Origin of the sequence: Polaribacter cellanae, assembly GCF_017569185.1 — a bacterium.
In the GTDB taxonomy this organism is placed as follows: domain Bacteria; phylum Bacteroidota; class Bacteroidia; order Flavobacteriales; family Flavobacteriaceae; genus Polaribacter; species Polaribacter cellanae.
On sequence record NZ_CP071869.1, the window covers coordinates 1,454,298 to 1,476,217 of the forward strand.

Annotated in this window: 33 protein-coding genes; 1 reads left to right on the forward strand and 32 read right to left on the reverse strand. The window is 31.8% G+C overall.

Annotated features, from left to right (window positions below; translation table 11 throughout):
- Positions 1-32: 32 nt before the first annotated feature.
- Both J3359_RS06600 and J3359_RS06605 read right to left on the reverse strand, forming a co-directional pair.
- The gene (locus J3359_RS06600) at positions 33-800 is read right to left on the reverse strand and encodes an ABC transporter ATP-binding protein (protein ID WP_208079926.1); all 768 of its coding nucleotides are present in this window, start codon (positions 798-800) and stop codon (positions 33-35) included.
- A 4-nt stretch (positions 801-804) separates the two neighbouring features.
- Complete coding sequence (locus tag J3359_RS06605) at positions 805-1,545, reverse strand: MlaE family ABC transporter permease (RefSeq protein WP_208079927.1); 741 nt, start codon at positions 1,543-1,545, stop codon at positions 805-807.
- A 108-nt stretch (positions 1,546-1,653) separates the two neighbouring features.
- Here J3359_RS06605 and pafA point away from each other — a divergent pair, with 108 nt between their 5' ends.
- Complete coding sequence (pafA, locus tag J3359_RS06610; RefSeq protein WP_208079928.1) at positions 1,654-3,291, forward strand: alkaline phosphatase PafA; 1,638 nt, start codon at positions 1,654-1,656, stop codon at positions 3,289-3,291.
- A gap of 205 nt (positions 3,292-3,496) precedes the next feature.
- On the opposite strand, the gene J3359_RS06615 is transcribed toward pafA, so the two are convergent.
- The 30 genes from J3359_RS06615 to rpsS all read right to left on the reverse strand — a co-directional run bounded on the left by J3359_RS06615 (position 3,497) and on the right by rpsS (position 21,914).
- Positions 3,497-4,174, reverse strand: coding sequence for a PrsW family intramembrane metalloprotease (locus tag J3359_RS06615; RefSeq protein WP_208079929.1), 678 nt, complete (start codon positions 4,172-4,174; stop codon positions 3,497-3,499).
- 3 nt (positions 4,175-4,177) lie between these two features.
- Complete coding sequence (gene ctlX, locus J3359_RS06620; protein ID WP_208080425.1) at positions 4,178-5,110, reverse strand: citrulline utilization hydrolase CtlX; 933 nt, start codon at positions 5,108-5,110, stop codon at positions 4,178-4,180.
- A 161-nt stretch (positions 5,111-5,271) separates the two neighbouring features.
- Positions 5,272-6,186 (reverse strand): dimethylarginine dimethylaminohydrolase family protein, encoded by a 915-nt coding sequence (locus J3359_RS06625; protein WP_208079930.1) that lies wholly within the window; start codon positions 6,184-6,186, stop codon positions 5,272-5,274.
- 173 nt (positions 6,187-6,359) lie between these two features.
- The gene (locus J3359_RS06630; protein WP_208079931.1) at positions 6,360-7,646 is read right to left on the reverse strand and encodes a citrate synthase; all 1,287 of its coding nucleotides are present in this window, start codon (positions 7,644-7,646) and stop codon (positions 6,360-6,362) included.
- Between the two features lie 177 nt (positions 7,647-7,823).
- Positions 7,824-9,113, reverse strand: coding sequence for a phosphopyruvate hydratase (eno, locus tag J3359_RS06635; protein ID WP_208079932.1), 1,290 nt, complete (start codon positions 9,111-9,113; stop codon positions 7,824-7,826).
- A 120-nt stretch (positions 9,114-9,233) separates the two neighbouring features.
- Positions 9,234-10,352, reverse strand: coding sequence for a glutamine-hydrolyzing carbamoyl-phosphate synthase small subunit (carA, locus tag J3359_RS06640; RefSeq protein ID WP_208079933.1), 1,119 nt, complete (start codon positions 10,350-10,352; stop codon positions 9,234-9,236).
- A gap of 96 nt (positions 10,353-10,448) precedes the next feature.
- Entirely contained in the window at positions 10,449-10,916 is a 468-nt protein-coding gene (gene rplQ, locus J3359_RS06645) for a 50S ribosomal protein L17 (protein WP_208079934.1), read from the reverse strand.
- A gap of 60 nt (positions 10,917-10,976) precedes the next feature.
- Positions 10,977-11,969, reverse strand: coding sequence for a DNA-directed RNA polymerase subunit alpha (locus J3359_RS06650; RefSeq protein WP_208079935.1), 993 nt, complete (start codon positions 11,967-11,969; stop codon positions 10,977-10,979).
- A gap of 92 nt (positions 11,970-12,061) precedes the next feature.
- Positions 12,062-12,667, reverse strand: coding sequence for a 30S ribosomal protein S4 (rpsD, locus tag J3359_RS06655; RefSeq protein ID WP_208079936.1), 606 nt, complete (start codon positions 12,665-12,667; stop codon positions 12,062-12,064).
- 151 nt (positions 12,668-12,818) lie between these two features.
- Entirely contained in the window at positions 12,819-13,202 is a 384-nt protein-coding gene (gene rpsK / locus J3359_RS06660; protein WP_088354704.1) for a 30S ribosomal protein S11, read from the reverse strand.
- 80 nt (positions 13,203-13,282) lie between these two features.
- Positions 13,283-13,648, reverse strand: coding sequence for a 30S ribosomal protein S13 (gene rpsM, locus J3359_RS06665; protein ID WP_208079937.1), 366 nt, complete (start codon positions 13,646-13,648; stop codon positions 13,283-13,285).
- Positions 13,648-13,764: a type B 50S ribosomal protein L36 gene (gene ykgO / locus J3359_RS06670; RefSeq protein ID WP_004568720.1), complete on the reverse strand. Its 117-nt coding sequence runs from the start codon at positions 13,762-13,764 to the stop codon at positions 13,648-13,650. The genes rpsM and ykgO overlap by 1 nt, the downstream gene beginning before the upstream one ends.
- Positions 13,765-13,820: 56 nt before the next feature.
- Positions 13,821-14,036, reverse strand: a complete 216-nt coding sequence (infA, locus tag J3359_RS06675; protein WP_015482241.1) for a translation initiation factor IF-1 — start codon at positions 14,034-14,036, stop codon at positions 13,821-13,823.
- Position 14,037: 1 nt separating this feature from the next.
- The gene (secY, locus tag J3359_RS06680) at positions 14,038-15,360 is read right to left on the reverse strand and encodes a preprotein translocase subunit SecY (RefSeq protein WP_208079938.1); all 1,323 of its coding nucleotides are present in this window, start codon (positions 15,358-15,360) and stop codon (positions 14,038-14,040) included.
- A gap of 11 nt (positions 15,361-15,371) precedes the next feature.
- Positions 15,372-15,821, reverse strand: a complete 450-nt coding sequence (gene rplO / locus J3359_RS06685) for a 50S ribosomal protein L15 (RefSeq protein WP_208079939.1) — start codon at positions 15,819-15,821, stop codon at positions 15,372-15,374.
- Positions 15,822-15,835: 14 nt separating this feature from the next.
- On the reverse strand, positions 15,836-16,018 hold the full coding sequence (gene rpmD / locus J3359_RS06690) for a 50S ribosomal protein L30 (protein ID WP_208079940.1): 183 nt from the start codon (positions 16,016-16,018) through the stop codon (positions 15,836-15,838).
- Between the two features lie 11 nt (positions 16,019-16,029).
- On the reverse strand, positions 16,030-16,554 hold the full coding sequence (gene rpsE / locus J3359_RS06695; protein ID WP_208080426.1) for a 30S ribosomal protein S5: 525 nt from the start codon (positions 16,552-16,554) through the stop codon (positions 16,030-16,032).
- Between the two features lie 3 nt (positions 16,555-16,557).
- Entirely contained in the window at positions 16,558-16,908 is a 351-nt protein-coding gene (rplR, locus tag J3359_RS06700; protein ID WP_208079941.1) for a 50S ribosomal protein L18, read from the reverse strand.
- Positions 16,909-16,919: 11 nt separating this feature from the next.
- Positions 16,920-17,465 carry a 50S ribosomal protein L6 gene (rplF, locus tag J3359_RS06705; RefSeq protein ID WP_208079942.1) on the reverse strand — a complete coding sequence of 182 codons (546 nt, stop codon included), beginning with the start codon at positions 17,463-17,465 and terminating at the stop codon, positions 16,920-16,922.
- Between the two features lie 10 nt (positions 17,466-17,475).
- Positions 17,476-17,874, reverse strand: coding sequence for a 30S ribosomal protein S8 (rpsH, locus tag J3359_RS06710; protein WP_208079943.1), 399 nt, complete (start codon positions 17,872-17,874; stop codon positions 17,476-17,478).
- A gap of 163 nt (positions 17,875-18,037) precedes the next feature.
- Entirely contained in the window at positions 18,038-18,307 is a 270-nt protein-coding gene (rpsN, locus tag J3359_RS06715; protein ID WP_208079944.1) for a 30S ribosomal protein S14, read from the reverse strand.
- Between the two features lie 3 nt (positions 18,308-18,310).
- Positions 18,311-18,862 carry a 50S ribosomal protein L5 gene (rplE, locus tag J3359_RS06720; protein ID WP_208079945.1) on the reverse strand — a complete coding sequence of 184 codons (552 nt, stop codon included), beginning with the start codon at positions 18,860-18,862 and terminating at the stop codon, positions 18,311-18,313.
- Between the two features lie 8 nt (positions 18,863-18,870).
- Positions 18,871-19,173 (reverse strand): 50S ribosomal protein L24, encoded by a 303-nt coding sequence (gene rplX / locus J3359_RS06725; RefSeq protein ID WP_208079946.1) that lies wholly within the window; start codon positions 19,171-19,173, stop codon positions 18,871-18,873.
- 11 nt (positions 19,174-19,184) lie between these two features.
- Positions 19,185-19,553, reverse strand: a complete 369-nt coding sequence (rplN, locus tag J3359_RS06730) for a 50S ribosomal protein L14 (protein ID WP_004568733.1) — start codon at positions 19,551-19,553, stop codon at positions 19,185-19,187.
- 1 nt (position 19,554) lies between these two features.
- Entirely contained in the window at positions 19,555-19,812 is a 258-nt protein-coding gene (gene rpsQ, locus J3359_RS06735; protein ID WP_018943599.1) for a 30S ribosomal protein S17, read from the reverse strand.
- Positions 19,813-19,832: 20 nt separating this feature from the next.
- Positions 19,833-20,024: a 50S ribosomal protein L29 gene (rpmC, locus tag J3359_RS06740; protein WP_208079947.1), complete on the reverse strand. Its 192-nt coding sequence runs from the start codon at positions 20,022-20,024 to the stop codon at positions 19,833-19,835.
- 12 nt (positions 20,025-20,036) lie between these two features.
- Positions 20,037-20,468: a 50S ribosomal protein L16 gene (rplP, locus tag J3359_RS06745; RefSeq protein ID WP_208079948.1), complete on the reverse strand. Its 432-nt coding sequence runs from the start codon at positions 20,466-20,468 to the stop codon at positions 20,037-20,039.
- 22 nt (positions 20,469-20,490) lie between these two features.
- Positions 20,491-21,213 carry a 30S ribosomal protein S3 gene (gene rpsC, locus J3359_RS06750; RefSeq protein ID WP_208079949.1) on the reverse strand — a complete coding sequence of 241 codons (723 nt, stop codon included), beginning with the start codon at positions 21,211-21,213 and terminating at the stop codon, positions 20,491-20,493.
- Positions 21,214-21,224: 11 nt separating this feature from the next.
- Positions 21,225-21,629, reverse strand: coding sequence for a 50S ribosomal protein L22 (rplV, locus tag J3359_RS06755; RefSeq protein WP_208079950.1), 405 nt, complete (start codon positions 21,627-21,629; stop codon positions 21,225-21,227).
- 6 nt (positions 21,630-21,635) lie between these two features.
- On the reverse strand, positions 21,636-21,914 hold the full coding sequence (rpsS, locus tag J3359_RS06760; protein ID WP_015482224.1) for a 30S ribosomal protein S19: 279 nt from the start codon (positions 21,912-21,914) through the stop codon (positions 21,636-21,638).
- Positions 21,915-21,920 lie beyond the last annotated feature (6 nt).

Here is a 21,920-nt window from a genome sequence, read left to right on the forward strand (position 1 = left end):
AGTAGTTATTTTATAAAAAACAAACTTGAAGTTTATTTTGTTTCATTTAAATATGCTTCCCTTACTTTTTTGAATAAATTAGAAGAATATACAAAGTCCACAACAGCTTCATTTTCAGTTTTCAAGATATCTTCACTGTTTCCTTCCCACTCTTTTTTTCCTTTATTTAAAAAAACAATTTTTTCTCCAATTTCCATTACAGAATTCATGTCATGCGTGTTAATTACGGTTGTAATTTGATATTCATCCGTAATTTCTTGGATTAATTTATCGATTACAATGGCAGTTCTTGGATCTAAACCAGAGTTTGGTTCATCACAAAATAAATATTTAGGATTCATAACAATCGCTCTCGCAATTGCAACTCTTTTTTGCATACCTCCAGATAATTCTGCCGGTAATTTGTCATTAGAATTTTCTAATTTTACTCTTTTTAAAACAAAATTCACACGTTCTAACATTTCTTCACGTGATTTTTTTGTAAACATCTTAAGAGGAAACATTACATTATCTTCTACTGTTTGCGAATCGAAAAGTGCACTTCCTTGAAAAACCATACCTATTTCTTGTCGCCATTCTTGTTTTTCTTCTTCTGTAAAATTTGTATTTATTCTTCCATCAAAAGAAACTGTTCCTTTCTCTGGAGTGTGTAACCCAATTAACGATTTTAAAAAAACCGTTTTCCCAGATCCACTTTGCCCAATAATTAAATTGGTTTTTCCTGGATAAAAAGTTGTTGTAATTCCTTTTAAAACCTGAACATCTCCAAATCCCTTATGTAAATTTTTTACTTCTATCATAGCTTTAAGTTAGTAGTAATTGAGTTAAAATATAATTCATTATTACAATTAAAATCGTGGTCCAAACTACAGATTGTGTACTTGCTCTACCCACAGCAATGGAACCTCCTTTAACATAATACCCATGATATGATGGAATTGTGGCAATTAAAAAAGCAAACACTAATGTTTTTATCATTGCATAAACGATTAGAAAGGGTTTAAAATCTGTTTGAAGCCCTATAATATAATCTGTTCCAGCAAATAATCCAGAAAGCACTCCAGCTACCCATCCTCCAAAAATTCCTAAGAACATAGCCAAAAGAATTAAAAATGGATAAAAGAATAGGGTTGCAACTACTTTTGGTAAAACCAAATGGCTTATGGAGTTTATTCCCATTACATCTAATGCATCTATTTGCTCTGTAACACGCATTGTACCAATACTAGAGGTAATGTAAGAACCTACTTTACCAGCCAAAATTATACAACAAAATGTTGGTGCAAATTCTAAAATAATGGATCTTTTAGCAGCAAAACCAATTAAAGAATCTGGAATAAAAGGACTCTCTAAATTTAAAGATGTTTGTAGGGCGATTACCCCTCCAATAAAGAAAGAAATAAACATAATAATGCCTATAGATTTCAATCCTAAATCTTCTATTTCTTTTATTAATGCTTGATAAAAAATGCGAGAACGTTGTGGTTTTTTAAAAACACGCCCTAACATGATAAAATATTTACCAATATGTTCTAAATAATTCATTCAAAGTAATTTTATGCTAAAGTATTAAAATATCATTAATTCTGTGTTAATTATCTCACATCAAAATAAAAAATAATTACTTTTACACATATTAATATATTATATAAAATGAAGAGTACTATTTTTTATCTATTATCTGCTATTATTTTATTTTCGAACTGTAATAAAAAGCCTATAAAACAAGAAAAACCAAAGCTTGTTATTGGAATAGTTATCGACCAAATGCGATACGATTATTTAACTCGTTACGAAAGTAGATATGGAGAAGGTGGTTTTAAACGTTTATTAAATAACGGATTTTCTCTAGAGAATGCACATTACAATTATATACCTACATATACTGCAGTTGGTCACACCTCTATTTATACAGGAACAACACCATCGAATCATGGAATAATTTCTAATAATTGGTACGATAAATTCTTAAAAAAATCTATTTATTGTGTAGATGATAATACCTATAAAACCATTGGTAACAATGGTACTGTTGGGCAAAAGTCTCCTTTTAGATTATATACAACTACAGTTACAGATCAATTGCATTTAGCACAAAATATGAAAGGAAAAACAATAGGAATTTCTATAAAAGATCGCTCTGCAATTTTACCTGCTGGGCACACTGCAAACGCTGCTTATTGGTATGATGGTTCTGATAAAAACCAATGGATTACAAGTTCTTTTTATATGAATGAATTGCCAACTTGGGTAAAAGATTTTAATGCTAACAATAATGCAGACACGTATTTAAATACACCTTGGGAAACTTTATATGACATAAAAACGTACACCCAAAGTAGAGCCGATGATAATATTTTTGAAAATACTTTAAAAGGAAATAAAACACCTACATTTCCTAAAGATTTAAAAAAATTACGAGAAAAAAATGGTAATTTTAGTTTGATAAAAACAGTTCCTGCTGGAAATACATATACTGTCGATTTTGCAAAAGCCGCCATAAAAGCAGAAAAATTAGGAAAAAGCGAATTTACAGATTTTTTAGCGGTTAGTTTTTCTTCTACAGATTATGTTGGGCATAGATATGGTGTTTCTGCTGTAGAAACTGAAGATACTTATTTACGTTTGGATAAAGATTTGGCAGATTTTTTTAATTTTTTAGATGTTGAAGTTGGTAAAGGAAACTACACTTTATTTTTAACTGCAGATCATGCTGCTGTACACGTTCCTGCTTATTTGCAATCTTTAAAAATTCCTGCACATTATATGGATATTAAAAAGTTTAGAGATTTTATTTTAAAAATTACTAAAAAGTATTTTAATTCTACAGAATTGATTGAAAATGTTTCTAACTATCAGATTTTTTTAGACCAAAAGAAAATTGAATCTCTTGGTTTAAATAAAAATACGGTAGCTCAAAAACTGGCAGACGAAGTTGTTAATTTCGATAAAATTTACAAGGCTGTAACTGCAAGAACCTTGCAAACCACATCTTTTACAGATGGTATTTTAAACTCACTACAAAATGGTTATAATCAAAAATTTTCTGGTGATGTTTTAATGGTTCCTTATCCTGCTACTTTAATTTCATCGAGAAAAGGAACAAGCCATGGTTCTGGTTATTCTTACGACACCCACGTACCTGTTATTTTCTATGGAAATGGTATTAGAAAAGGTTCTTCTGCAAAAAAATATGAAATTATAGACATCGCTCCTACAATTTCTAATTTATTAAAAATTGAAGCACCAAATGGAACTTCTGGAAAAGTAATTGAAGAAGCTTTAGAATAATTTATTATATTTATAGCACTTAAAAATATAAAGGGTATTTATTAAAAAAAATCCTTGCTTGTCGGCAATGTAGGCCTCTGTAATGCGAAAGTTAATTAAACGTTTAAATACCTGATTTTTTCATATGCGTTTTAAATTACAGTAAGACTGACTTTTAAGAAAGCTTAAATCTAATAAATAAGCATTATTATAACCTTAATAATGCTTATTTTATTTTAAATTTTGAACTATTTTGATGGCTTTTAATGGCTTTATTAGAAAGTACAATTCCTATAATTAGCGAAACAAAAGCACCAATAGAAATCCCTGGAATAAAGTTGATAAATAAAAAGAAATCATACGCTCCATGGAATAAAGTTGCCAATAACAAACCTAATAGATTAAGTGTAATTCTATTATTAGAAAATTTTGCTCTCCCCATAAAATACCCCATTAAAATACCAAAAGTTGCGTGTGCTGGTACTGCTGTAAAAGCTCTCATTAGCCCAGTCTCTGCTCCATGCTGAAAGGTGTACAATACATTTTCTAAAGCTGCAAAACCCATAGAAACCATTACTGCATATACGATTCCATCAAAAGGTTCGTTAAAAGCAGCATTTCTTTGTGCATAAAACTTTACAATAACATATTTAGAAAACTCCTCTACCAAAGCCACCACAAAAAATGCTTGTAAAAATTGTTGTAATATATTTTCAGCATCAGTTAAGGGAAAAATTCTAGCTGCAACAAATCCTAAAATAATAGTTAAAATAATACTTACAGTAGCTCCTAAGAGGAAACTTTTGGTTAAAATACTAATGGGCTCTTTTTCGTATTTATCTTTAACATAAATATAAATAATAATAACAAAAATTGGAGCGAATGCTAATAAGAGTAAACTCATAAATTATGCTTTTGGCAGAAAAACTTCTGCCATCATACAACGTGCACTTCCACCACCACAAGTTTCTATGGTATCTAAAGAACTCGAAATAATTTTACAATGATTGTTTATTTTAGCAACTTGACTTTGTTTTAAGGAATCGTATGCTGCTTTACTCATTACTAAAAATAACTCATCTTCTTTTCCTCGAACTTGTAACATATTTCCTGCGAAATTATTCATTTGTTCCTCGGAAATTTCAATTACTTGTTTTCTATCTTCTTTAAAATGTCTTAGTAGATTTTTTCTTTCTATTTTGTCATCAATCGTATCTAAACAAATAACCACAAATGTTTCTGCAACACACATCATAACATTTGTATGATAAATGGCTTCTCTTTTCTCTTCTACAGTTTGGTTTGCTACAAAAATTACAGGGGTATATTCGAAATCTTCACAAAATTCTATAAATAATTCTTCATCTGCCCTTGGAGATAATGCACAATATGCTTTTCTATTTACGCGATCTAAAATAACACTTCCTGTTCCTTCCAAGAAAACATCTTCCTCTTCTGCAGATGTATAATCCACAATATTCTCAATTAAAAAACCTTCTTTTTCTAATGTTTCTATAATATCTTCTCTTCTTTCTAACCTTCTGTTTTCTGCAAACATTGGGTATAAAGTTACAGTTCCATCTGCATGAAAAGAAACCCAATTATTAGGAAAAATAGAATCTGGAGTATCATTTTTTAAAGTATCCGAAACTACAACTACATTTATTCCAAAACTTCTTAAAGTGTTTACGTGATTGTCGAATTCTTCTTGTGCTTTTCTGTTAATTTCAGTATTTTTTAAATCAATATCTTCTTGAAAATAATTATTTACAGCTGTTTGTTCATTCATACGAAATTGTATAGGACGAACCATTAAAATTGTATTGGTAGTTTGTTGCATTTTTAATAATGTATAAACCACAAAATTAGCTTTTTTTATGGTGATAAGAATTATGGTCTTAAAATAATTTGGTCTGTTTAAGAAATTATTTTCTTTGAAATTTATTTAAACCGACGACTAATTAATATTATAAATATCAAAGGGTAAAATACAAATAAAACCTACTCTCTAATTAAGGGCATTGTAGAGCAACGTAATAAACCTTCTTGCTTTGCAATTTCTGCATAAGGAACTTCTTCTACAATAAAACCATTTTCTCTTAACCAAGTATTTAATCTTGTAAAGTTTTTTTCTGAAATAATAACATCTTCAGAAATTGAAAAAATATTGCTATTCATGTTGTACATTTCTTCTTTGGTAATTTCAAAGATATTTTCTTTTCCGAAGAAATTAACCAACCATTCGTATTCTTTTTCTACTAAAAATCCGTTTTTATGAAGTATGGCTTTGTCTTTTCCTATGGGTTGAAAACAACAATCTAAATGTAAGGCATTTTCTTTTGGGTCTGTGTTGTTTTTTCTTAACTCAAAAGATTTTAAAGTTTTATTAGGAAATAATTCTTGTAAAGCAATTACAGCATCTATATTTGTACGAGCAGTTATATGGTTAGAATAATCTTCCCCTGAATAGGTTCCCACAAAAATGTAATCGTTCCAAGGCATAACATCTCCACCTTCCACATGACATTCTTCTGGTAATTTTATGATGTTTTCTGGATTTATTTGAGAAATTACGTGACTAATTGCTTCAATTTCTTGATCTCTGTCTGGTAAAATATTTGCTTTTACAAATGTATCATCAATTACAAATGCAATATCTCTCGAAAAAATCTGATTGTAATTTTCAATTACTTTGGGTCTAAAAACTTTAACGTTATACTTTTTTAAAACTTTTTCTACAGCATCCATTTCCAAAATCATGTCTTCTTCTTTTGGATAGGTTCCTGCAATAACATGTTGTACGCTTTTCGGGTCGTAACAATCTTCAACTTTTGGTACTCCACCATTGCTTTTTGCAGTTCCTAAAACTACTGCTTTTAATTTTGAAGTTTCGTTTTTAATATTGAGTTGTAACATATAAAAGTGATAAAAAAGAGACTGTCTTAAAAGTAAATTTAGCTGTCATTTTGAGCGAAGTCGAAAAACCTAAAATACTGAAATTCAATAATTAAGATTTCTCCATTACAGTCGAAATGACAAATTCTAATACTTTTAAGACAGCCTCTCTTGTTTATGTAAAAAATAATAAATTATCTATTGTCTATAGATTTAAATGGTCTTAAATTCTCACCAGTATAAATTTGACGTGGACGACCTATTGGTTCTTTATTCAAACGCATTTCTTTCCACTGAGCAATCCAACCTGGTAAACGGCCCATTGCAAACATTACTGTAAACATTTCCACAGGAATTCCCATAGCTCTGTATATAATACCTGAGTAAAAATCTACATTTGGGTATAATTTCCTGTCCACGAAATATGGGTCATTTAAAGCTTCTTGCTCTAATCCTCTGGCAATATCTAAAATAGGGTCTTCTACACCTAAATCTTTTAAAACTTCGTCTGCTGCTTTTTTGATGATTTTTGCTCTTGGGTCGAAATTTTTATAGACTCTATGTCCAAAACCCATTAATCTAAAAGGATCTGACTTGTCTTTTGCTTTCGCCATATATTTTTTAGTATCTCCACCATCTGCCTTAATTGCTTCTAACATTTCTAAAACTGCTTGGTTAGCACCTCCATGAAGTGGCCCCCAAAGTGCAGAAATTCCTGAAGCTAAAGAAGCAAACAAACCTGCGTGAGAAGAACCAACAATTCTAACTGTAGAGGTAGAACAGTTTTGCTCGTGATCTGCGTGTAAAATTAGTAGTTTGTCTAATGCATCTTTAATAATCGGGTTCATTACATAGTCTTCATTTGGTTCTTCGAACATCATTCGCATAATATTCTCTACATAACCTAAAGATTTAGAACCATAATTTAAAGGTAGTCCTTTTTGTTTACGCATTGTCCAAGCAACTAAAACTGGAAATTTTGCCATTATTTTAACAATAGCATTGTACATTTCTTCTTCTGAATCTACATTTACGGACGAAGGATTAAATGCTGTTAAAGCACTTGTTAGTGAAGATAAAATTCCCATTGGATGTGCAGTCTTAGGAAAGGCATCTAATATTTTCTTAATATCGTCATCAACGACAGATTTTGTTTTAATATCTGCATGAAATTTATCTAATTGTGCTTTTGTTGGTAAATCTCCGAAAATTAAAGCATACGCAACTTCTAAGAAATCTGCTTTTTCCGCTAATTCTTCAATTGAATATCCTCTATATCTTAAAATTCCTTTTTCTCCGTCTAAAAATGTAATGGCACTTTCGCAAGAACCTGTATTTTTGTACCCTGGATCTATTGTAATAACACCATTTGTTGCAGCTCTTAAAGCTTTTATATCTATTGCAACTTCATTTTCTGTTCCTTTCACAAGAGGGAATTCGTACGAATTTTCTCCAATCTGTAATTTTGCTATCTCTGACATTTATAAATGGGTTTTTTATATATTTTTCTACGCTCACGAAGATACCAATTTTTAAATAATTTTTAAAGCTGGAGATATAGATTTTTAATATTTTAAAATAATATTAACTTATCTAATAAATTCATAAAAAAACCTCATAATTTCTTATGAGGCTCTTAATTTTATAAGTCTAAAAAATTAAATTTTAAACGCATTTTCTTTAGGAAAATAAGCAACATTACCTAATTCTTCTTCAATTCTTAATAATTGGTTGTATTTCGCCATTCTATCGGAACGTGAGGCAGAACCTGTTTTAATTTGTCCACAATTTAAAGCAACTGCTAAATCTGCAATTGTATTGTCTTCTGTTTCACCAGATCTGTGAGACATTACTGAAGTAAAACCAGCGTTTTTAGCCATATTTACTGCTGCAATTGTTTCTGTTAAAGTACCTATTTGATTTACTTTAATTAAAATTGAATTTGCAATTCCGTTTTTAATTCCTTTTGATAAACGTTCTACATTGGTAACAAATAAATCGTCTCCAACTAATTGCACTTTATCTCCAATTTTTTCTGTTAAATATTTCCATCCATCCCAGTCATTTTCGTCCATTCCATCTTCTATAGAAATAATTGGATATTTTTCTACTAATTCAGCTAAATAATCTGCCTGCTCGTTACTTGTTCTTACTTTTCCTTTACTTCCTTCAAATTTAGTATAATCGTAAGCTCCATTTACATAAAATTCTGCGGCAGCACAATCTAAAGCAATCATAACATCGTCTCCTAAAGTATAACCTGCATTATCTACTGCTTTTTTAATGGTATCTAAAGCATCTTCTGTTCCACCTGCTAAATTTGGGGCAAAACCTCCTTCATCTCCAACTGCTGTAGATAAATCTCTATCGTGTAAAACTTTCTTTAAGTTATGAAAAATTTCCGATCCCATTTTCATTGCATGAGTAAAAGATGTCGCTTTTACTGGCATTACCATAAATTCTTGAAATGCAATTGGAGCATCTGAATGAGAACCTCCGTTGATAATATTCATCATTGGAACTGGTAACGTATTTGCAGAGACACCACCAACATATCTATATAAAGGCATTCCAAGTTCGTTTGCAGCTGCTTTTGCAACTGCTAAAGAAACTCCTAAAATAGCATTTGCACCCAATTTAGATTTGTTTGGGGTTCCGTCTAAATCTACCATTAATTGATCGATTGCATTTTGTTCGAAAACAGAAACACCTAACAATTCTGAAGCGATTTCATCATTTACATTTTTAACGGCTTTTAAAACACCTTTTCCCATGTAATCTTTTCCTCCATCTCTTAACTCAACAGCTTCGTGTTCTCCTGTAGAAGCTCCAGATGGCACTGCTGCTCTACCTAAAATACCATTTTCGGTAGTTACATCTACTTCTATTGTTGGGTTACCTCTTGAATCGAAAATTTGACGTGCGTGAACGCTAATAATAATGCTCATTATATCTTGTTATTTAGTTATTTTTTACTTTGATGCTAAATTACAAAAAAGCTACTGATTCTATTGATTTTAAAGAGTTTCTTACGAAAACGTTTTCAGTAAAAACATAACATTCTACAGTTAAGCAGGTACCTTGCTATGATTTTTAATCGTTTCCATAAATTGGTCAAATAAATATTCGGAATCATGTGGTCCTGGACTAGCTTCTGGGTGGTATTGCACAGAAAATACAGCTTTTTCTTTCATTCGAATACCAGCTACTGTATGATCGTTTAAGTGAACATGCGTAATTTCTACATCTGCATTTGCTTCTGTTTCTTCTCTATTAATGGCAAAACCGTGGTTTTGTGAAGTAATTTCTCCTTTACCTGTCAATAAATTTTTCACAGGATGATTAATTCCTCTGTGTCCATTATGCATTTTATACGTAGAAATACCATTTGCCAAAGCAATTACTTGATGTCCTAAACAAATTCCAAATAAAGGTAAATTTCTTTTGATAATTTCTTTAGCCACCTCTTGTGCTTCTTTTAATGGTTCTGGATCTCCTGGTCCATTTGAAATAAAATATCCATCAGGATTAAATGAAGCCAAATCTTTAAAGGAAGAGTTATATGGATACACTTTTATGTAAGCGCCTCTTTTCGAAAGGTTTCTTAAAATGTTTTTCTTGATACCAATATCTAAAGCAGCTATTTTAATTTCAGCATTTTCATCTCCAACAAAATAGGGTTCTTTTGTAGATACTTTAGAAGCTAATTCTAAGCCTTTCATACTTGGTACTTCTGCTAACTGCTTTTTTAGAGCATCAATATTATTTACATCTGTAGAAATAATTGCATTCATTGCTCCATTATCTCTAATATATGCTACTAAAGCTCTTGTATCAACGTCCGAAATACCTACTAAATTATGTGCTTCAAACCAATCTTTTAAATTTCCGTCTGAATCTACTCTAGAATGTGTAAAACTAAAATTTCTACAAATTAATCCTGAAATTTTAATTCCGTTTGATTCTACTTCTTTATTATTTACACCATAATTTCCAATATGTGCATTTGCCATTACCATTATTTGTCCAAAATAAGATGGATCTGTAAAAATTTCTTGGTAACCTGTCATTCCTGTGTTAAAGCAAATTTCTCCTGTAGCTGTTCCTTCTATACCTACAGATTTACCATAAAAAATAGTTCCGTCTGCCAATAAAACTAAGGCTTTCTTTCGTGTTTGATATTTCATAGATTGTTGTTGTGTTTGATGTTGTAAAAATATAAAAAAAGGGATAAACGTAAACGCTTATCCCTTTTATATAGTTTAAAAAATTTTCATTTTTTTCTATTCTTCAGATTTTTCTTCTGTTCCTTCTACTTGTGGAGCAGTTGCTTTCTTGCTTCTTCCTCTACGAGTAGTTTTCTTAGCTTTTTTACCTTTAGGATTATAAATTTCGTTGTAATCAACAAACTCTATCATTGCCATAGGGGCATTATCTCCTTGACGATTTCCTAATTTAATAATACGCAAATAACCTCCTGGTCTATCACCAATTTTTACAGAAATTTCTTTAAATAATTCTGTAACTGCAAATTTATCGCGTAAATAACTAAAAACAATACGTCTGTTATGAGTTGTATCTGCTTTAGACTTCGTAATCAAAGGCTCTGCGAATAAACGCAATGCTTTTGCTTTTGCAACTGTTGTGTTAATACGCTTGTGCTCTATTAAAGAACAAGTCATATTTGCTAACATCGCTTTTCTATGCGCTGTTTTTCTTCCTAAGTGGTTAAATTTCTTTCCGTGTCTCATGAACGTTTGTTTTATACTTTCATCTTGCTCAACCCGCTTTGAGGAGCAAAATATGAAAGATTAATCTCTATCTAATTTATATTTGCTTAAGTCCATACCAAAGTTTAAACCTTTAACAATAACTAATTCTTCTAGTTCTGTTAATGATTTTTTACCAAAGTTACGGAACTTCATTAAGTCGCTTTTGTTAAAAGAAACTAAATCTCCTAATGTATCTACTTCTGCAGCTTTTAAACAATTTAAAGCTCTTACAGATAAATCCATATCGATTAATCTAGTTTTTAATAACTGACGCATGTGTAATGATTCTTCATCATACGTTTCTGTTTGCGCAATTTCATCTGCCTCTAAAGTGATACGCTCATCTGAGAATAACATAAAGTGGTGGATTAATATTTTTGCAGCTTCAGTTAATGCATCTTTTGGATTGATTGATCCATCAGTATCGATATCGAAAACTAATTTTTCGTAATCCGTTTTTTGCTCTACACGAAAGTTTTCAATTGAATACTTTACGTTTTTTATTGGCGTATAAATAGAATCTGTAAAGATAGTTCCAATTGGAGCAGTTGCTTTTTTATTTTCCTCTGCAGGAACAAATCCTCTACCTTTTTCTATTGTAATTTCTGCATTTAATTTTACAGATTTATCCATGTTACAGATCACTAAATCTGGGTTTAAAACCTGAAAACCTGAAATAAATTTTTGTAAATCACCTGCAGTAAACTGCTCTTGCCCAGATACAGATACAGATACAGTTTCTCTATCAGTATCATCTATTTGTTTCTTAAAACGAACTTGTTTTAAGTTTAAGATAATTTCTGTTACATCTTCTACAACTCCAGGAACTGTAGAGAACTCATGTTCTACACCATCTACTCTTAAAGATGTAATTGCAAAACCTTCTAAAGATGATAAAAGCACTCTTCTTAAAGCGTTACCTACTGTTAAACCAAAACCTGGTTCTAAAGGTCTAAATTCGAATCTACCAGAAAAATCTGTAGATTCAATCATTATTACTTTATCTGGTTTCTGAAAATTTAAAATTGCCATATTTCTTCGTTTTAATTGTTATTTAGTTGCGCGATTTATAAGTTTGAAGAAGTCTAATAAATCCTTTGGCCAAATACCAATATGATTATTTATTATTTAGAATATAATTCTACGATAAACTGTTCGTTAATTTTTTCTGGAATTTGTAATCTTTCTGGTACTTTTACAAAAGTTCCTGTTTTAGTGTCGTTATTCCAAGTTAACCATTCAAACACATTATTATTAGAAGCTAAAGCATCTTCAATTGCTACTAACGACTTAGATTTTTCTCTTACAGAAACAACATCTCCTTCTTTTAATCTAAATGATGGAATGTTTACCAACTCTCCATTTACTGTAATATGTCTGTGAGAAACTAACTGACGTGCTCCACTTCTAGATTTAGAAATTCCCATTCTATAAACTACATTGTCCAAACGAGATTCACATAATTGTAACAAGATTTCACCTGTAATTCCAGATGAAGACTGTGCATCTTTAAATAAATTTCTGAATTGACGCTCTAAAATACCATAGGTATATTTCGCTTTTTGCTTCTCCATTAATTGAGTTGCATATTCAGATTTTTTTCCTCTTCTTCTTGCATTTCCATGCTGTCCTGGAGGATAGTTTCTTTTTTCGAAGTTCTTGTCTTCTCCAAAAATTGCTTCGCCAAATTTACGAGCAATTTTAGTTTTTGGTCCTGTATATCTTGCCATTTCGTTGTTGTTATAAATAGGGATTATGAATTAAGGCTTACTCCTTCGATAATCTGATTCCTATTAAATTAAAATTTAATGTTAAATGTATATATTAGAAATTAAAAGTTGTTAAGTTTTAACTTCTAATCTTAAACTTCGTATATTGAATTTATACTCTTCTTCTTTTAGGTGGACGACATCCATTATGAGGAATTGGTGTAACATCGATAATTTCAGTTACTTCAATACCTGCATTGTGGATAGATCTAATAGCAGATTCTCTACCATTACCAGGTCCTTTTACATAAACTTTTACTTTACGTAAACCAGCTTCCTTTGCTACGTTTGCACAATCTTCTGCTGCTAATTGAGCTGCATATGGAGTATTCTTTTTAGAACCTCTAAAACCCATTTTACCTGCAGATGACCAAGAAATAACGTCACCTTTTTTATTTGTTAAAGAAATAATAATATTGTTGAAAGATGCAGTTACGTGAGCCTCTCCAACAGCTTCAATTATTACTTTACGTTTTTTTGCGCTTGCTTTTGCCATAATTATTTAAGTTTTAGTAATTTAGTTTTCTAATATTTAGCTTTTTGCTAATGTTTAGATCTTTATTACTTTATCTAACTTTATTTTTTCTTGTTAGCTACAGTTTTTCTCTTACCTTTTCTAGTACGCGAGTTGTTTTTAGTTCTTTGCCCTCTTAAAGGAAGCCCCAATCTATGACGAATTCCTCTCTGACAACCAATATCCATCAAACGTTTGATGTTAATTTGTACTTCAGAACGTAATTCTCCTTCAATGGTGAAAGATCCAACTTGTTCTCTAATTGCAGCGATTTGATCATCCGTCCAATCTTGAACTTTAATACTTTCGTCTACTTTTGCGTCTGCTAAAATTGCTTTTGCTCTACTGTTTCCTATACCAAAGATGTAAGTTAAAGCAATAACTCCTCTTTTATTCTTTGGAATATCAATACCTGCTATTCTTGCCATTACCCTTGTCTTTGTTTAAATCTAGGATTTTGTTTATTAATTACATATAATCTACCCTTTCTGCGCACTATTTTGCAGTCGGCACTTCTTTTTTTAACTGATGCTCTTACTTTCATCGTTTCTAATTTTATAAAGATTAAATAAATTATTTAATCTTTTAATTATTTATTTTTTAATACCTATAGGTAATTCTTGCTTTTGTTAAATCGTACGGACTCATTTCTAATTTCACCTTATCTCCTGGTAAAAGTTTAATATAATGCATACGCATTTTACCAGATATGTGTGCCGTTACAATATGTCCGTTTTCTAATTCTACACGAAACATAGCATTAGACAATGCTTCTGTTATAGTTCCGTCTTGTTGAATTGCTGATTGCTTAGCCATACTATTTAGATTTTCTATTGCTATTTCCCGGTTTCATTAAACCATCGTAATGACGATTTAATAAATACGAGTTAATTTGTTGCATCGTGTCAATTGCAACACCTACCATAATTATTAATGATGTACCTCCAAAAAACATTGCCCAACTTTGTTGCACACCAAACTGAACTACTATTGCTGGTAATATTGCTAACGCTGCCAAAAACAACGATCCTGGGAACGTAATTCTAGATAAAACGCTATCCAACTTTTCTGCGGTGTCTTTTCCTGGTCTAATTCCTGGTATAAAACCACCACTTCTTTTTAAGTCTTCAGCCATTTTATTTGTAGGAATAGTAATTGCTGTATAGAAAAAACTAAAAATAACAATTAATAATGCAAATATTACATTATACCATAAACCATAATTATCTTGTAAGCTAGAAATTGCTGGAAATTTTTGAGCTAAAGCAACTGGTAAAAACATAATTGCTTGTGCAAAGATAATAGGCATAACTCCTGCTGCATTTAATTTCAAAGGAATATAATCTCTTGATCCTGCAACATTTTGTATGTTTCCTGCAACTGTTCTTCTGGCATATTGCACTGCAATTTTTCGAACAGCAGTAACTAACAGCACGGTTAATAAAATTACTACAAACCAAATGATAATTTCAATAAGTATCATCATAATTCCTCCTGCACCAGCATTTGTTGTTTTTGAAACAAATTCTTGTAAAAATGCCGCTGGAAATCTAGCAATTATACCAACAGTAATTAATAATGAAATACCATTACCAACCCCTTTATCTGTAATACGCTCACCTAACCACATAGCAAAAATTGTTCCTGCAGTTAAAATGATAATAGATGATACCCAAAAAGTAGCACCACTTACTAAAAAAGCCTCTGGGCCTAAACCAAATTGGGTTTTAATAGCTGTAATATACGTTGGTGCTTGTACTAACGTAATACCAATGGTTAACCATCTTGTAATTTGTGTAATTTTCTTACGTCCACTTTCTCCATCTTTCTGTAATTTTTGTAGATATGGAACCGCAATTCCCATTAACTGAACTACAATTGATGCAGAAATATAAGGCATAATACCCAAAGCCATTACTGATGCTCTTGCAAACGCTCCTCCTGTAAATGCGTTTAAAAGAGTTAAAAGACCACCTCCAGATGCACTTTCTTTTAATGCCTCTAATTGTAATGGGTCTATTCCAGGTAATGGAACAGCTGCCATAAAACGATATACAGCAATTAAACCGATTGTAAGAAGAATTTTGTTTTTTAATTCTTCAATCTTAAAAATATCTTTTAGCGTATTAATAAAATTCATATTTATGTTTCTTATAAAGTAGCTGCTTCTCCTCCAGCAGCCTCAATAGCCGCTTTTGCAGTTGCAGTAAACTTATGTACAGTGATGTTTAATTTAGCTTTTAACTCTCCATTACCTAATATTTTAACTAGGTCGTTTTTTCTTGCCAATCTATTGGCAATTAAAATATCTAAATTAACTGTATCTGTTATCTTTCCGCTATCTACTAAAGATTGTAACTTGTCTAAATTGATTCCTTGATATTCTTTACGATTAATATTCGTAAAACCAAATTTAGGCACACGTCTTTGAAGCGGCATTTGCCCTCCTTCAAAACCAATCTTCTTAGAATAACCAGAACGGGATTTCTGTCCATTGTGTCCTCTTGTAGCGGTACCACCTTTTCCAGATCCTTCACCTCTTGCAATTCTTTTTCCTTTTTTAATGGAACCTTCTGCCGGTGTTAAATTATGTAAACTCATCTTTTATAAATGTCTTATTTAATTTCTTCGTAAGAAACTAAGTGTTTAACTGTATTTACCATACCAATAATTGTAGGAGTTGCCTCATGTTCTACAGTTTGGTTCATTCTACGTAAACCTAATGCCTCCAAAGTTCTTTTTTGATTCTGAAGACGCCCGATTTGACTTTTTACTTGTGTAACTTTAATTTTTGCCATCGTTCTTAGATTTATCCGTTAAATACTTTTTCTAAAGATATACCTCTTTGCTTAGCAATTTCAGATGCACTACGTAATTGTAATAATGCATTAAAAGTTGCTTTTACAGCATTGTGAGGATTAGAAGACCCTTGAGATTTTGATAGTACATCATGTACCCCAACAGATTCTAATACTGCACGTACAGCTCCACCAGCAATAACTCCTGTACCAGCAGAAGCAGGTTTAATGAATACTTTCGCACCACCAAATTTTCCTTTTTGCTCATGAGGTAATGTACCCTCTAAAATTGGTATTCTTACTAAATTTTTCTTTGCATCTTCAACTGCTTTTGCAATTGCTGAAGAAACATCTTTAGATTTTCCTAATCCGTGTCCAACAACTCCATTACCATCTCCAACTACTACAATTGCAGAGAAACCGAATGCTCTACCACCTTTCGTTACTTTGGTAACACGTTGTACACCTACTAATCTATCTACAAGCTCTAACCCACTTGGTTTAACTCTTTCTACGTTTTTATAACCTTGCATAATTTCTTAAAATTTTAAACCAGCTTCTCTTGCAGCTTCTGCTAATACTTTAACTCTACCATGGTATAAATAACCATTTCTATCGAAAGCAACTGTTTCTAAACCTGCCTTATTTGCCTTTTCTGCGATTGCTTTACCTACTGCAGTAGCAGCTTCAATTTTAGAACTTGCTTTTATATCTTTATCTCGAGATGAAACTGAAGCTAAAGTAACTCCATTTATATCGTCTACTAGTTGCGCGTAAATTTCTTTGTTACTTCTATAAACCGATAATCTTGGTTTTGTAGGTGTACCAGAAACAATTTTTCTAATTCTACGCTTTATTCTAGCTCTTCTTTGTAGCTTTGATAATGCCATATTGCTATATATTATGCAGATTTACCTGCTTTTCTTCTTAATAATTCACCAACAAACTTCACACCTTTTCCTTTGTAAGGTTCTGGAGCTCTAAAAGAACGAATCTTTGCAGCTACTTGACCAACCAATTGCTTGTCAAATGAAGTTAATTTAATGATTGGGTTTTTCCCTTTCTCTGATACCGTTTCTACTTTAACTTCTGGAGCCAATTCTAAAACAATATTATGAGAGAAACCTAAAGCTAAATCTAATTTTTGTCCTTGGTTTGAAGCTCTATAACCTACACCTACCAATTCTAATTCTTTAGTCCAGCCTTTACTTACTCCTTCAATCATGTTACTGATTAAAGCTCTCATTAAACCATGTTGTGCTTTATGGTCTTTGCTTTCCGATGCTCTATCTAAAGTGATAATACCATCTTCAATTTTAATTGATATACCGTCTGAAATAGTTTGAGTTAACTCACCTAATTTTCCTTTTACGATTACAACATTGTCTTTTACATTAACATCTACACCTTGGGAAATGCTAACGGGATTTTTTCCTATTCTACTCATTTCTTAAGATTTAATAAACGTAACATAAAACTTCTCCTCCAACATTCTCTAGACGTGCTTTTTTGTTTGTCATAACACCTTTTGATGTTGAAACAATAGCAATTCCAAGTCCGTTTAACACTCTAGGCATCTCTGTAGAGCCAACGTATTTACGTAAACCTGGTGTACTAATTCGTTGAATTTTTCTAATTACTGACTCTTTTGTGTCTTTGTCGTACTTTAAAGCGATTTTAATTGTTCCCTGAACTTTATCGTCATTGAACTGATAGCTTAAAATATACCCTTGATCAAACAAAATTTTAGTCATTTCCTTCTTCAAATTTGAAGCTGGAATTTCCACTACTCTGTGTCCTGCTGCGATAGCATTTCTTACTCTTGTAAGAAAATCCGCGATTGGATCTGTATACATATTTATTTAAATTGCGATTCCGGTTTTCGAAAGTCTCTATTGTACCTACAGATTTCTCTGTGAAATTCGAACCTATAATCAGTTAACATTCTAATACTCAAAAAAAATAGAGCGTGCAAAGATACACATTCTATTTTTATTTTTAAGTTTTATTTCTAATTTCCTACCAACTTGCTTTTCTTACACCTGGTATTAACCCTTGATTTGCCATTTCACGAAAAGTTACACGAGACAAACCAAACTGACGCATATATCCTTTTGGACGACCCGTTAATTTACATCTGTTATGTAATCTAATTGGTGATGCATTTCTTGGTAATTTTTGTAATGCTTCATAATCTCCAGCTTCTTTTAAAGCTTTTCTTTTTTCAGCATACTTTGCAACAGTACGTTCTCTTTTACGCTCACGCGCTTTCATTGATTCTTTAGCCATTTCTTAATTTTTTTTGAATGGTAAACCTAATTCTCCTAATAATGATTTTGCTTCCTTATCAGTATCTGCAGATGTTACAAATGTAATATCCATTCCATTGATTTTTTTCACTTGATCAATATTTATTTCTGGGAAGATAATTTGTTCTGTAATACCTAAATTGTAATTACCTCTTCCATCAAAACCATTAGCTTTTATACCGTTAAAATCTCTTACACGAGGTAAAGAAGCTGTAACCAACCTATCTAAAAATTCATACATCTTATCACCTCTTAACGTAACTTTTACACCTATTGGCATTCCTTTACGTAATTTAAATGATGCAACATCTTTTTTAGACATTGTAGAAACTGCTTTTTGACCAGTAATTTTAGTCAACTCTTCTACAGCATAATCTATTAATTTCTTATCTGCAATTGCAGCACCAACACCTTTAGAAACAACTATTTTTTCTAATTTAGGTACTTGCATTACATTTTTATAACTGAATTCTTCCGTAAGAGCAGTAATTACTCTTTCTTTATATTCTTCTTTTAATCTTGGTACGTAACTCATGATTATTATTATTTTTTAGTTTTTTTAGAGATTCTAATCTTTGTATCTCCATCAACTTTATAACCTACTCTTACAGCTGCACCATCTTCTACCAACATTACGTTAGAAATATGAAGTGAAGCTTCTTTCTTTACAATACCACCTTGAGGACTTTGAGCACTTGGCTTGGTGTGCTTAGAAACTAAGTTTACACCTTCTACTAATACTCTGTCTTTATCTTTGATAATTTGTAAAACCTTTCCTTCAGATCCTTTATGATCTCCTGCAATTACTTTTACAGTATCTCCTGATTTTATTTTAAACTTCTTCATTTTATGAGTTTTTAAAGCACTTCAGGTGCTAATGATACTATTTTCATGAATTGCTTCTCACGAAGTTCACGAGCTACAGGACCAAATACACGTGTTCCTCTCATTTCCTCTGTAGGGTTTAAAAGTACACAAGCATTATCATCAAATCTGATATATGACCCGTCTTTACGTCTTACTTCCTTCTTCGTTCTTACAACAACTGCTCTAGATACTTGACCTTTTTTTACAGTTCCGTTAGGAGTTGCAGATTTAACTGATACCACAATTTTGTCTCCAATACTTGCGTAACGTTTTCTTGTTCCTCCTAAAACTCTAATTACTAAAACTTCTTTTGCTCCAGTATTATCTGCGACTTTTAATCTTGACTCTGTCTGTAACATATTATTTAGCTCTTTCTAGGATTTCTACTAATCTCCAACGTTTAGATTTACTCATAGGTCTTGTTTCCATGATTCTAACAGTATCTCCTTCGTTGCAATCATTCTTTTCGTCGTGTGCAACGTACTTCTTAGTCTTTAATACGAACTTTCCGTACATTGGGTGCTTAACTCTTTTAGTTTCTGCAACAACGATAGATTTCTCCATTTTGTTACTAGATACAACACCAATTCTTTCTTTTCTAAGATTTCTTTTTTCCATCTTTAAAATTGACTATAGAATTATTGTAATTCTCTATTTGTTAATTCTGTTGCAATTCTTGCTACAGTTCTTCTTAAGCTTCTTAACTGCAATGGGTTTTCCATTGGAGTTATGGCATGTGCCATCTTAAGATCGGTATAATTCTTTTGCAACGCTCCAAACTTCTCATTAAGATCAGCTGTAGATAATTCTTTTATTTCTGATTGTTTCATTTTTTTTTAGAATTAAGCGTTAATATCAAAGTCTCTTGCGATTACAAACTTCGTTTTTACTGGAAGTTTTTGAGCCGCTAAACGTAAAGCTTCTTTTGCAACATTCATTGGTACTCCACCAACTTCGAACAAAATTCTACCTGGTTTAATAACTGCAACGAAATGATCTGGTGCTCCTTTACCCTTACCCATACGCACCTCTAAAGGCTTCTTTGTGATAGGCTTGTCTGGAAAAACTTTAATCCATAACTGACCTTCTCTTTTCATATGACGAGTAGCCGCGATACGAGCTGCTTCTATTTGACGAGAGGTTAACAAGTTCTGGTCTAAAGATTTGATACCAAACATTCCATTAGAAAGTTGATTTCCTCTACCAGAAATACCTGTCATATTTCCTTTCGCCTTCTGTACCTTACGGTATTTTACTCTTTTTGGCTGTAACATTTTTAATTTCTAATTTTAAAAATTATTTTCTTCTACGAGGTTGACGTTTAGATCTGTCACCTCCACCTTTAGAACCAGATTGTTTCTTAGACAACCCAACTAATGGAGATAATTCTCTTTTACCATATACCTCACCTTTCATAATCCATACCTTAACTCCTAATCTTCCATATGTAGTATGAGCTTCTACTAATGCGTAATCGATATCTGCTCTAAATGTAGAAAGAGGAATTCTACCTTCTTTAAAATGCTCTGAACGCGCCATCTCAGCCCCGTTTAAACGACCTGAAATCTGGATTTTAATTCCTTCGGCATTCATACGCATTGTTGCAGCGATTGCCATTTTAATAGCTCTCTTATAAGAAATTCTATTCTCAATTTGACGAGCAACACTAGTTGCAACTAATCTTGCATCTAATTCTGGACGTTTAATCTCAAAAATATTAATTTGAACTTCCTTACCTGTAATTTTCTTAAGTTCTTCTTTTAACTTGTCTACCTCTTGCCCACCTTTTCCGATAATAATACCAGGTCTTGCAGTAGTGATAGTAACGGTTACAAGTTTTAAAGTACGCTCTATAATTACTCTTGATACACTTGCTTTTGATAAACGAGCATGGATATACTTTCTTATCTTATCATCTTCAGCAATTTTATCTCCATAGTCATTTCCACCATACCAGTTAGATTCCCAACCTCTGATGATTCCTAAACGATTTCCTATTGGATTTGTTTTCTGTCCCATTTATACTTCGATTAATTGCTTAAATTTTTACTTCCTAACTCTAAAGTAACGTGATTAGAACGTTTACGAATTCTATGAGCACGCCCTTGTGGAGCTGGTCTTAATCTTTTTAACATTCCTGCGCTATCTACACATATAGTTTTTACGAATAACCCTGCATCTTCTATAATTGCATCTTCGTTTTTAGCTTGCCAGTTTGCAATTGCAGACAATAACAATTTTTCTAAATTGATAGATGCTTCTTTTGGACTGAATTTTAAGATTTGTAAAGCTTTTTCAACTTCAACCCCTCTAATTTGATCTGCTACTAAACGCATTTTTCTTGGTGATGTAGGGCAGTTAGTAAGCTTCGCGAAAGCACGTTGCTTTCTGTCTGCTTTTAACTGATCTGCCATATTTTTTTTACGAACTCCCATTGCCTACTATTTTTTTCCTTTATTTTTTGCACCAGCATGTCCTCTAAAAGAACGAGTTGGTGAAAATTCGCCTAATTTGTGCCCTACCATGTTTTCTGTAACATATACTGGTACAAACTGGCGTCCATTATGAACTGCAATTGTTTGTCCTACAAAATCTGGTGTAATCATACTTGCTCTAGACCAAGTTTTAATTACTGTTTTGTTACCAGCTTCTACATTAGCTAACACTTTTTTCTCTAATTTATAGTGAACGTAAGGTCCTTTTTTTAATGATCTTGCCATAACTTA

What these genes read in the sequence shown, in the direction of transcription:
- J3359_RS06600 (WP_208079926.1), bottom strand. Translation starts at nt 800, where the DNA reads ATGATAGAAGTAAAAAATTTACATAAGGGATTTGGAGATGTTCAGGTT.
- J3359_RS06605 (WP_208079927.1), bottom strand. Translation starts at nt 1,545, where the DNA reads ATGAATTATTTAGAACATATTGGTAAATATTTTATCATGTTAGGGCGT.
- pafA (WP_208079928.1), top strand. Translation starts at nt 1,654, where the DNA reads ATGAAGAGTACTATTTTTTATCTATTATCTGCTATTATTTTATTTTCG.
- J3359_RS06615 (WP_208079929.1), bottom strand. Translation starts at nt 4,174, where the DNA reads ATGAGTTTACTCTTATTAGCATTCGCTCCAATTTTTGTTATTATTATT.
- ctlX (WP_208080425.1), bottom strand. Translation starts at nt 5,110, where the DNA reads ATGCAACAAACTACCAATACAATTTTAATGGTTCGTCCTATACAATTT.
- J3359_RS06625 (WP_208079930.1), bottom strand. Translation starts at nt 6,186, where the DNA reads ATGTTACAACTCAATATTAAAAACGAAACTTCAAAATTAAAAGCAGTA.
- J3359_RS06630 (WP_208079931.1), bottom strand. Translation starts at nt 7,646, where the DNA reads ATGTCAGAGATAGCAAAATTACAGATTGGAGAAAATTCGTACGAATTC.
- eno (WP_208079932.1), bottom strand. Translation starts at nt 9,113, where the DNA reads ATGAGCATTATTATTAGCGTTCACGCACGTCAAATTTTCGATTCAAGA.
- carA (WP_208079933.1), bottom strand. Translation starts at nt 10,352, where the DNA reads ATGAAATATCAAACACGAAAGAAAGCCTTAGTTTTATTGGCAGACGGA.
- rplQ (WP_208079934.1), bottom strand. Translation starts at nt 10,916, where the DNA reads ATGAGACACGGAAAGAAATTTAACCACTTAGGAAGAAAAACAGCGCAT.
- J3359_RS06650 (WP_208079935.1), bottom strand. Translation starts at nt 11,969, where the DNA reads ATGGCAATTTTAAATTTTCAGAAACCAGATAAAGTAATAATGATTGAA.
- rpsD (WP_208079936.1), bottom strand. Translation starts at nt 12,667, where the DNA reads ATGGCAAGATATACAGGACCAAAAACTAAAATTGCTCGTAAATTTGGC.
- rpsK (WP_088354704.1), bottom strand. Translation starts at nt 13,202, where the DNA reads ATGGCAAAAGCAAGCGCAAAAAAACGTAAAGTAATAATTGAAGCTGTT.
- rpsM (WP_208079937.1), bottom strand. Translation starts at nt 13,648, where the DNA reads ATGGCAAGAATAGCAGGTATTGATATTCCAAAGAATAAAAGAGGAGTT.
- ykgO (WP_004568720.1), bottom strand. Translation starts at nt 13,764, where the DNA reads ATGAAAGTAAGAGCATCAGTTAAAAAAAGAAGTGCCGACTGCAAAATA.
- infA (WP_015482241.1), bottom strand. Translation starts at nt 14,036, where the DNA reads ATGGCTAAGCAATCAGCAATTCAACAAGACGGAACTATAACAGAAGCA.
- secY (WP_208079938.1), bottom strand. Translation starts at nt 15,360, where the DNA reads ATGAATTTTATTAATACGCTAAAAGATATTTTTAAGATTGAAGAATTA.
- rplO (WP_208079939.1), bottom strand. Translation starts at nt 15,821, where the DNA reads ATGAGTTTACATAATTTAACACCGGCAGAAGGTTCCATTAAAAAAGGA.
- rpmD (WP_208079940.1), bottom strand. Translation starts at nt 16,018, where the DNA reads ATGGCAAAAATTAAAGTTACACAAGTAAAAAGTCAAATCGGGCGTCTT.
- rplR (WP_208079941.1), bottom strand. Translation starts at nt 16,908, where the DNA reads ATGGCATTATCAAAGCTACAAAGAAGAGCTAGAATAAAGCGTAGAATT.
- rplF (WP_208079942.1), bottom strand. Translation starts at nt 17,465, where the DNA reads ATGAGTAGAATAGGAAAAAATCCCGTTAGCATTTCCCAAGGTGTAGAT.
- rpsH (WP_208079943.1), bottom strand. Translation starts at nt 17,874, where the DNA reads ATGTATACAGATCCAATCGCGGATTTTCTTACAAGAGTAAGAAATGCT.
- rpsN (WP_208079944.1), bottom strand. Translation starts at nt 18,307, where the DNA reads ATGGCTAAAGAATCAATGAAAGCGCGTGAGCGTAAAAGAGAACGTACT.
- rplE (WP_208079945.1), bottom strand. Translation starts at nt 18,862, where the DNA reads ATGAGTTACGTACCAAGATTAAAAGAAGAATATAAAGAAAGAGTAATT.
- rplX (WP_208079946.1), bottom strand. Translation starts at nt 19,173, where the DNA reads ATGAAGAAGTTTAAAATAAAATCAGGAGATACTGTAAAAGTAATTGCA.
- rplN (WP_004568733.1), bottom strand. Translation starts at nt 19,553, where the DNA reads ATGTTACAGACAGAGTCAAGATTAAAAGTCGCAGATAATACTGGAGCA.
- rpsQ (WP_018943599.1), bottom strand. Translation starts at nt 19,812, where the DNA reads ATGGAAAAAAGAAATCTTAGAAAAGAAAGAATTGGTGTTGTATCTAGT.
- rpmC (WP_208079947.1), bottom strand. Translation starts at nt 20,024, where the DNA reads ATGAAACAATCAGAAATAAAAGAATTATCTACAGCTGATCTTAATGAG.
- rplP (WP_208079948.1), bottom strand. Translation starts at nt 20,468, where the DNA reads ATGTTACAGCCAAAAAGAGTAAAATACCGTAAGGTACAGAAGGCGAAA.
- rpsC (WP_208079949.1), bottom strand. Translation starts at nt 21,213, where the DNA reads ATGGGACAGAAAACAAATCCAATAGGAAATCGTTTAGGAATCATCAGA.
- rplV (WP_208079950.1), bottom strand. Translation starts at nt 21,629, where the DNA reads ATGGGAGTTCGTAAAAAAAATATGGCAGATCAGTTAAAAGCAGACAGA.
- rpsS (WP_015482224.1), bottom strand. Translation starts at nt 21,914, where the DNA reads ATGGCAAGATCATTAAAAAAAGGACCTTACGTTCACTATAAATTAGAG.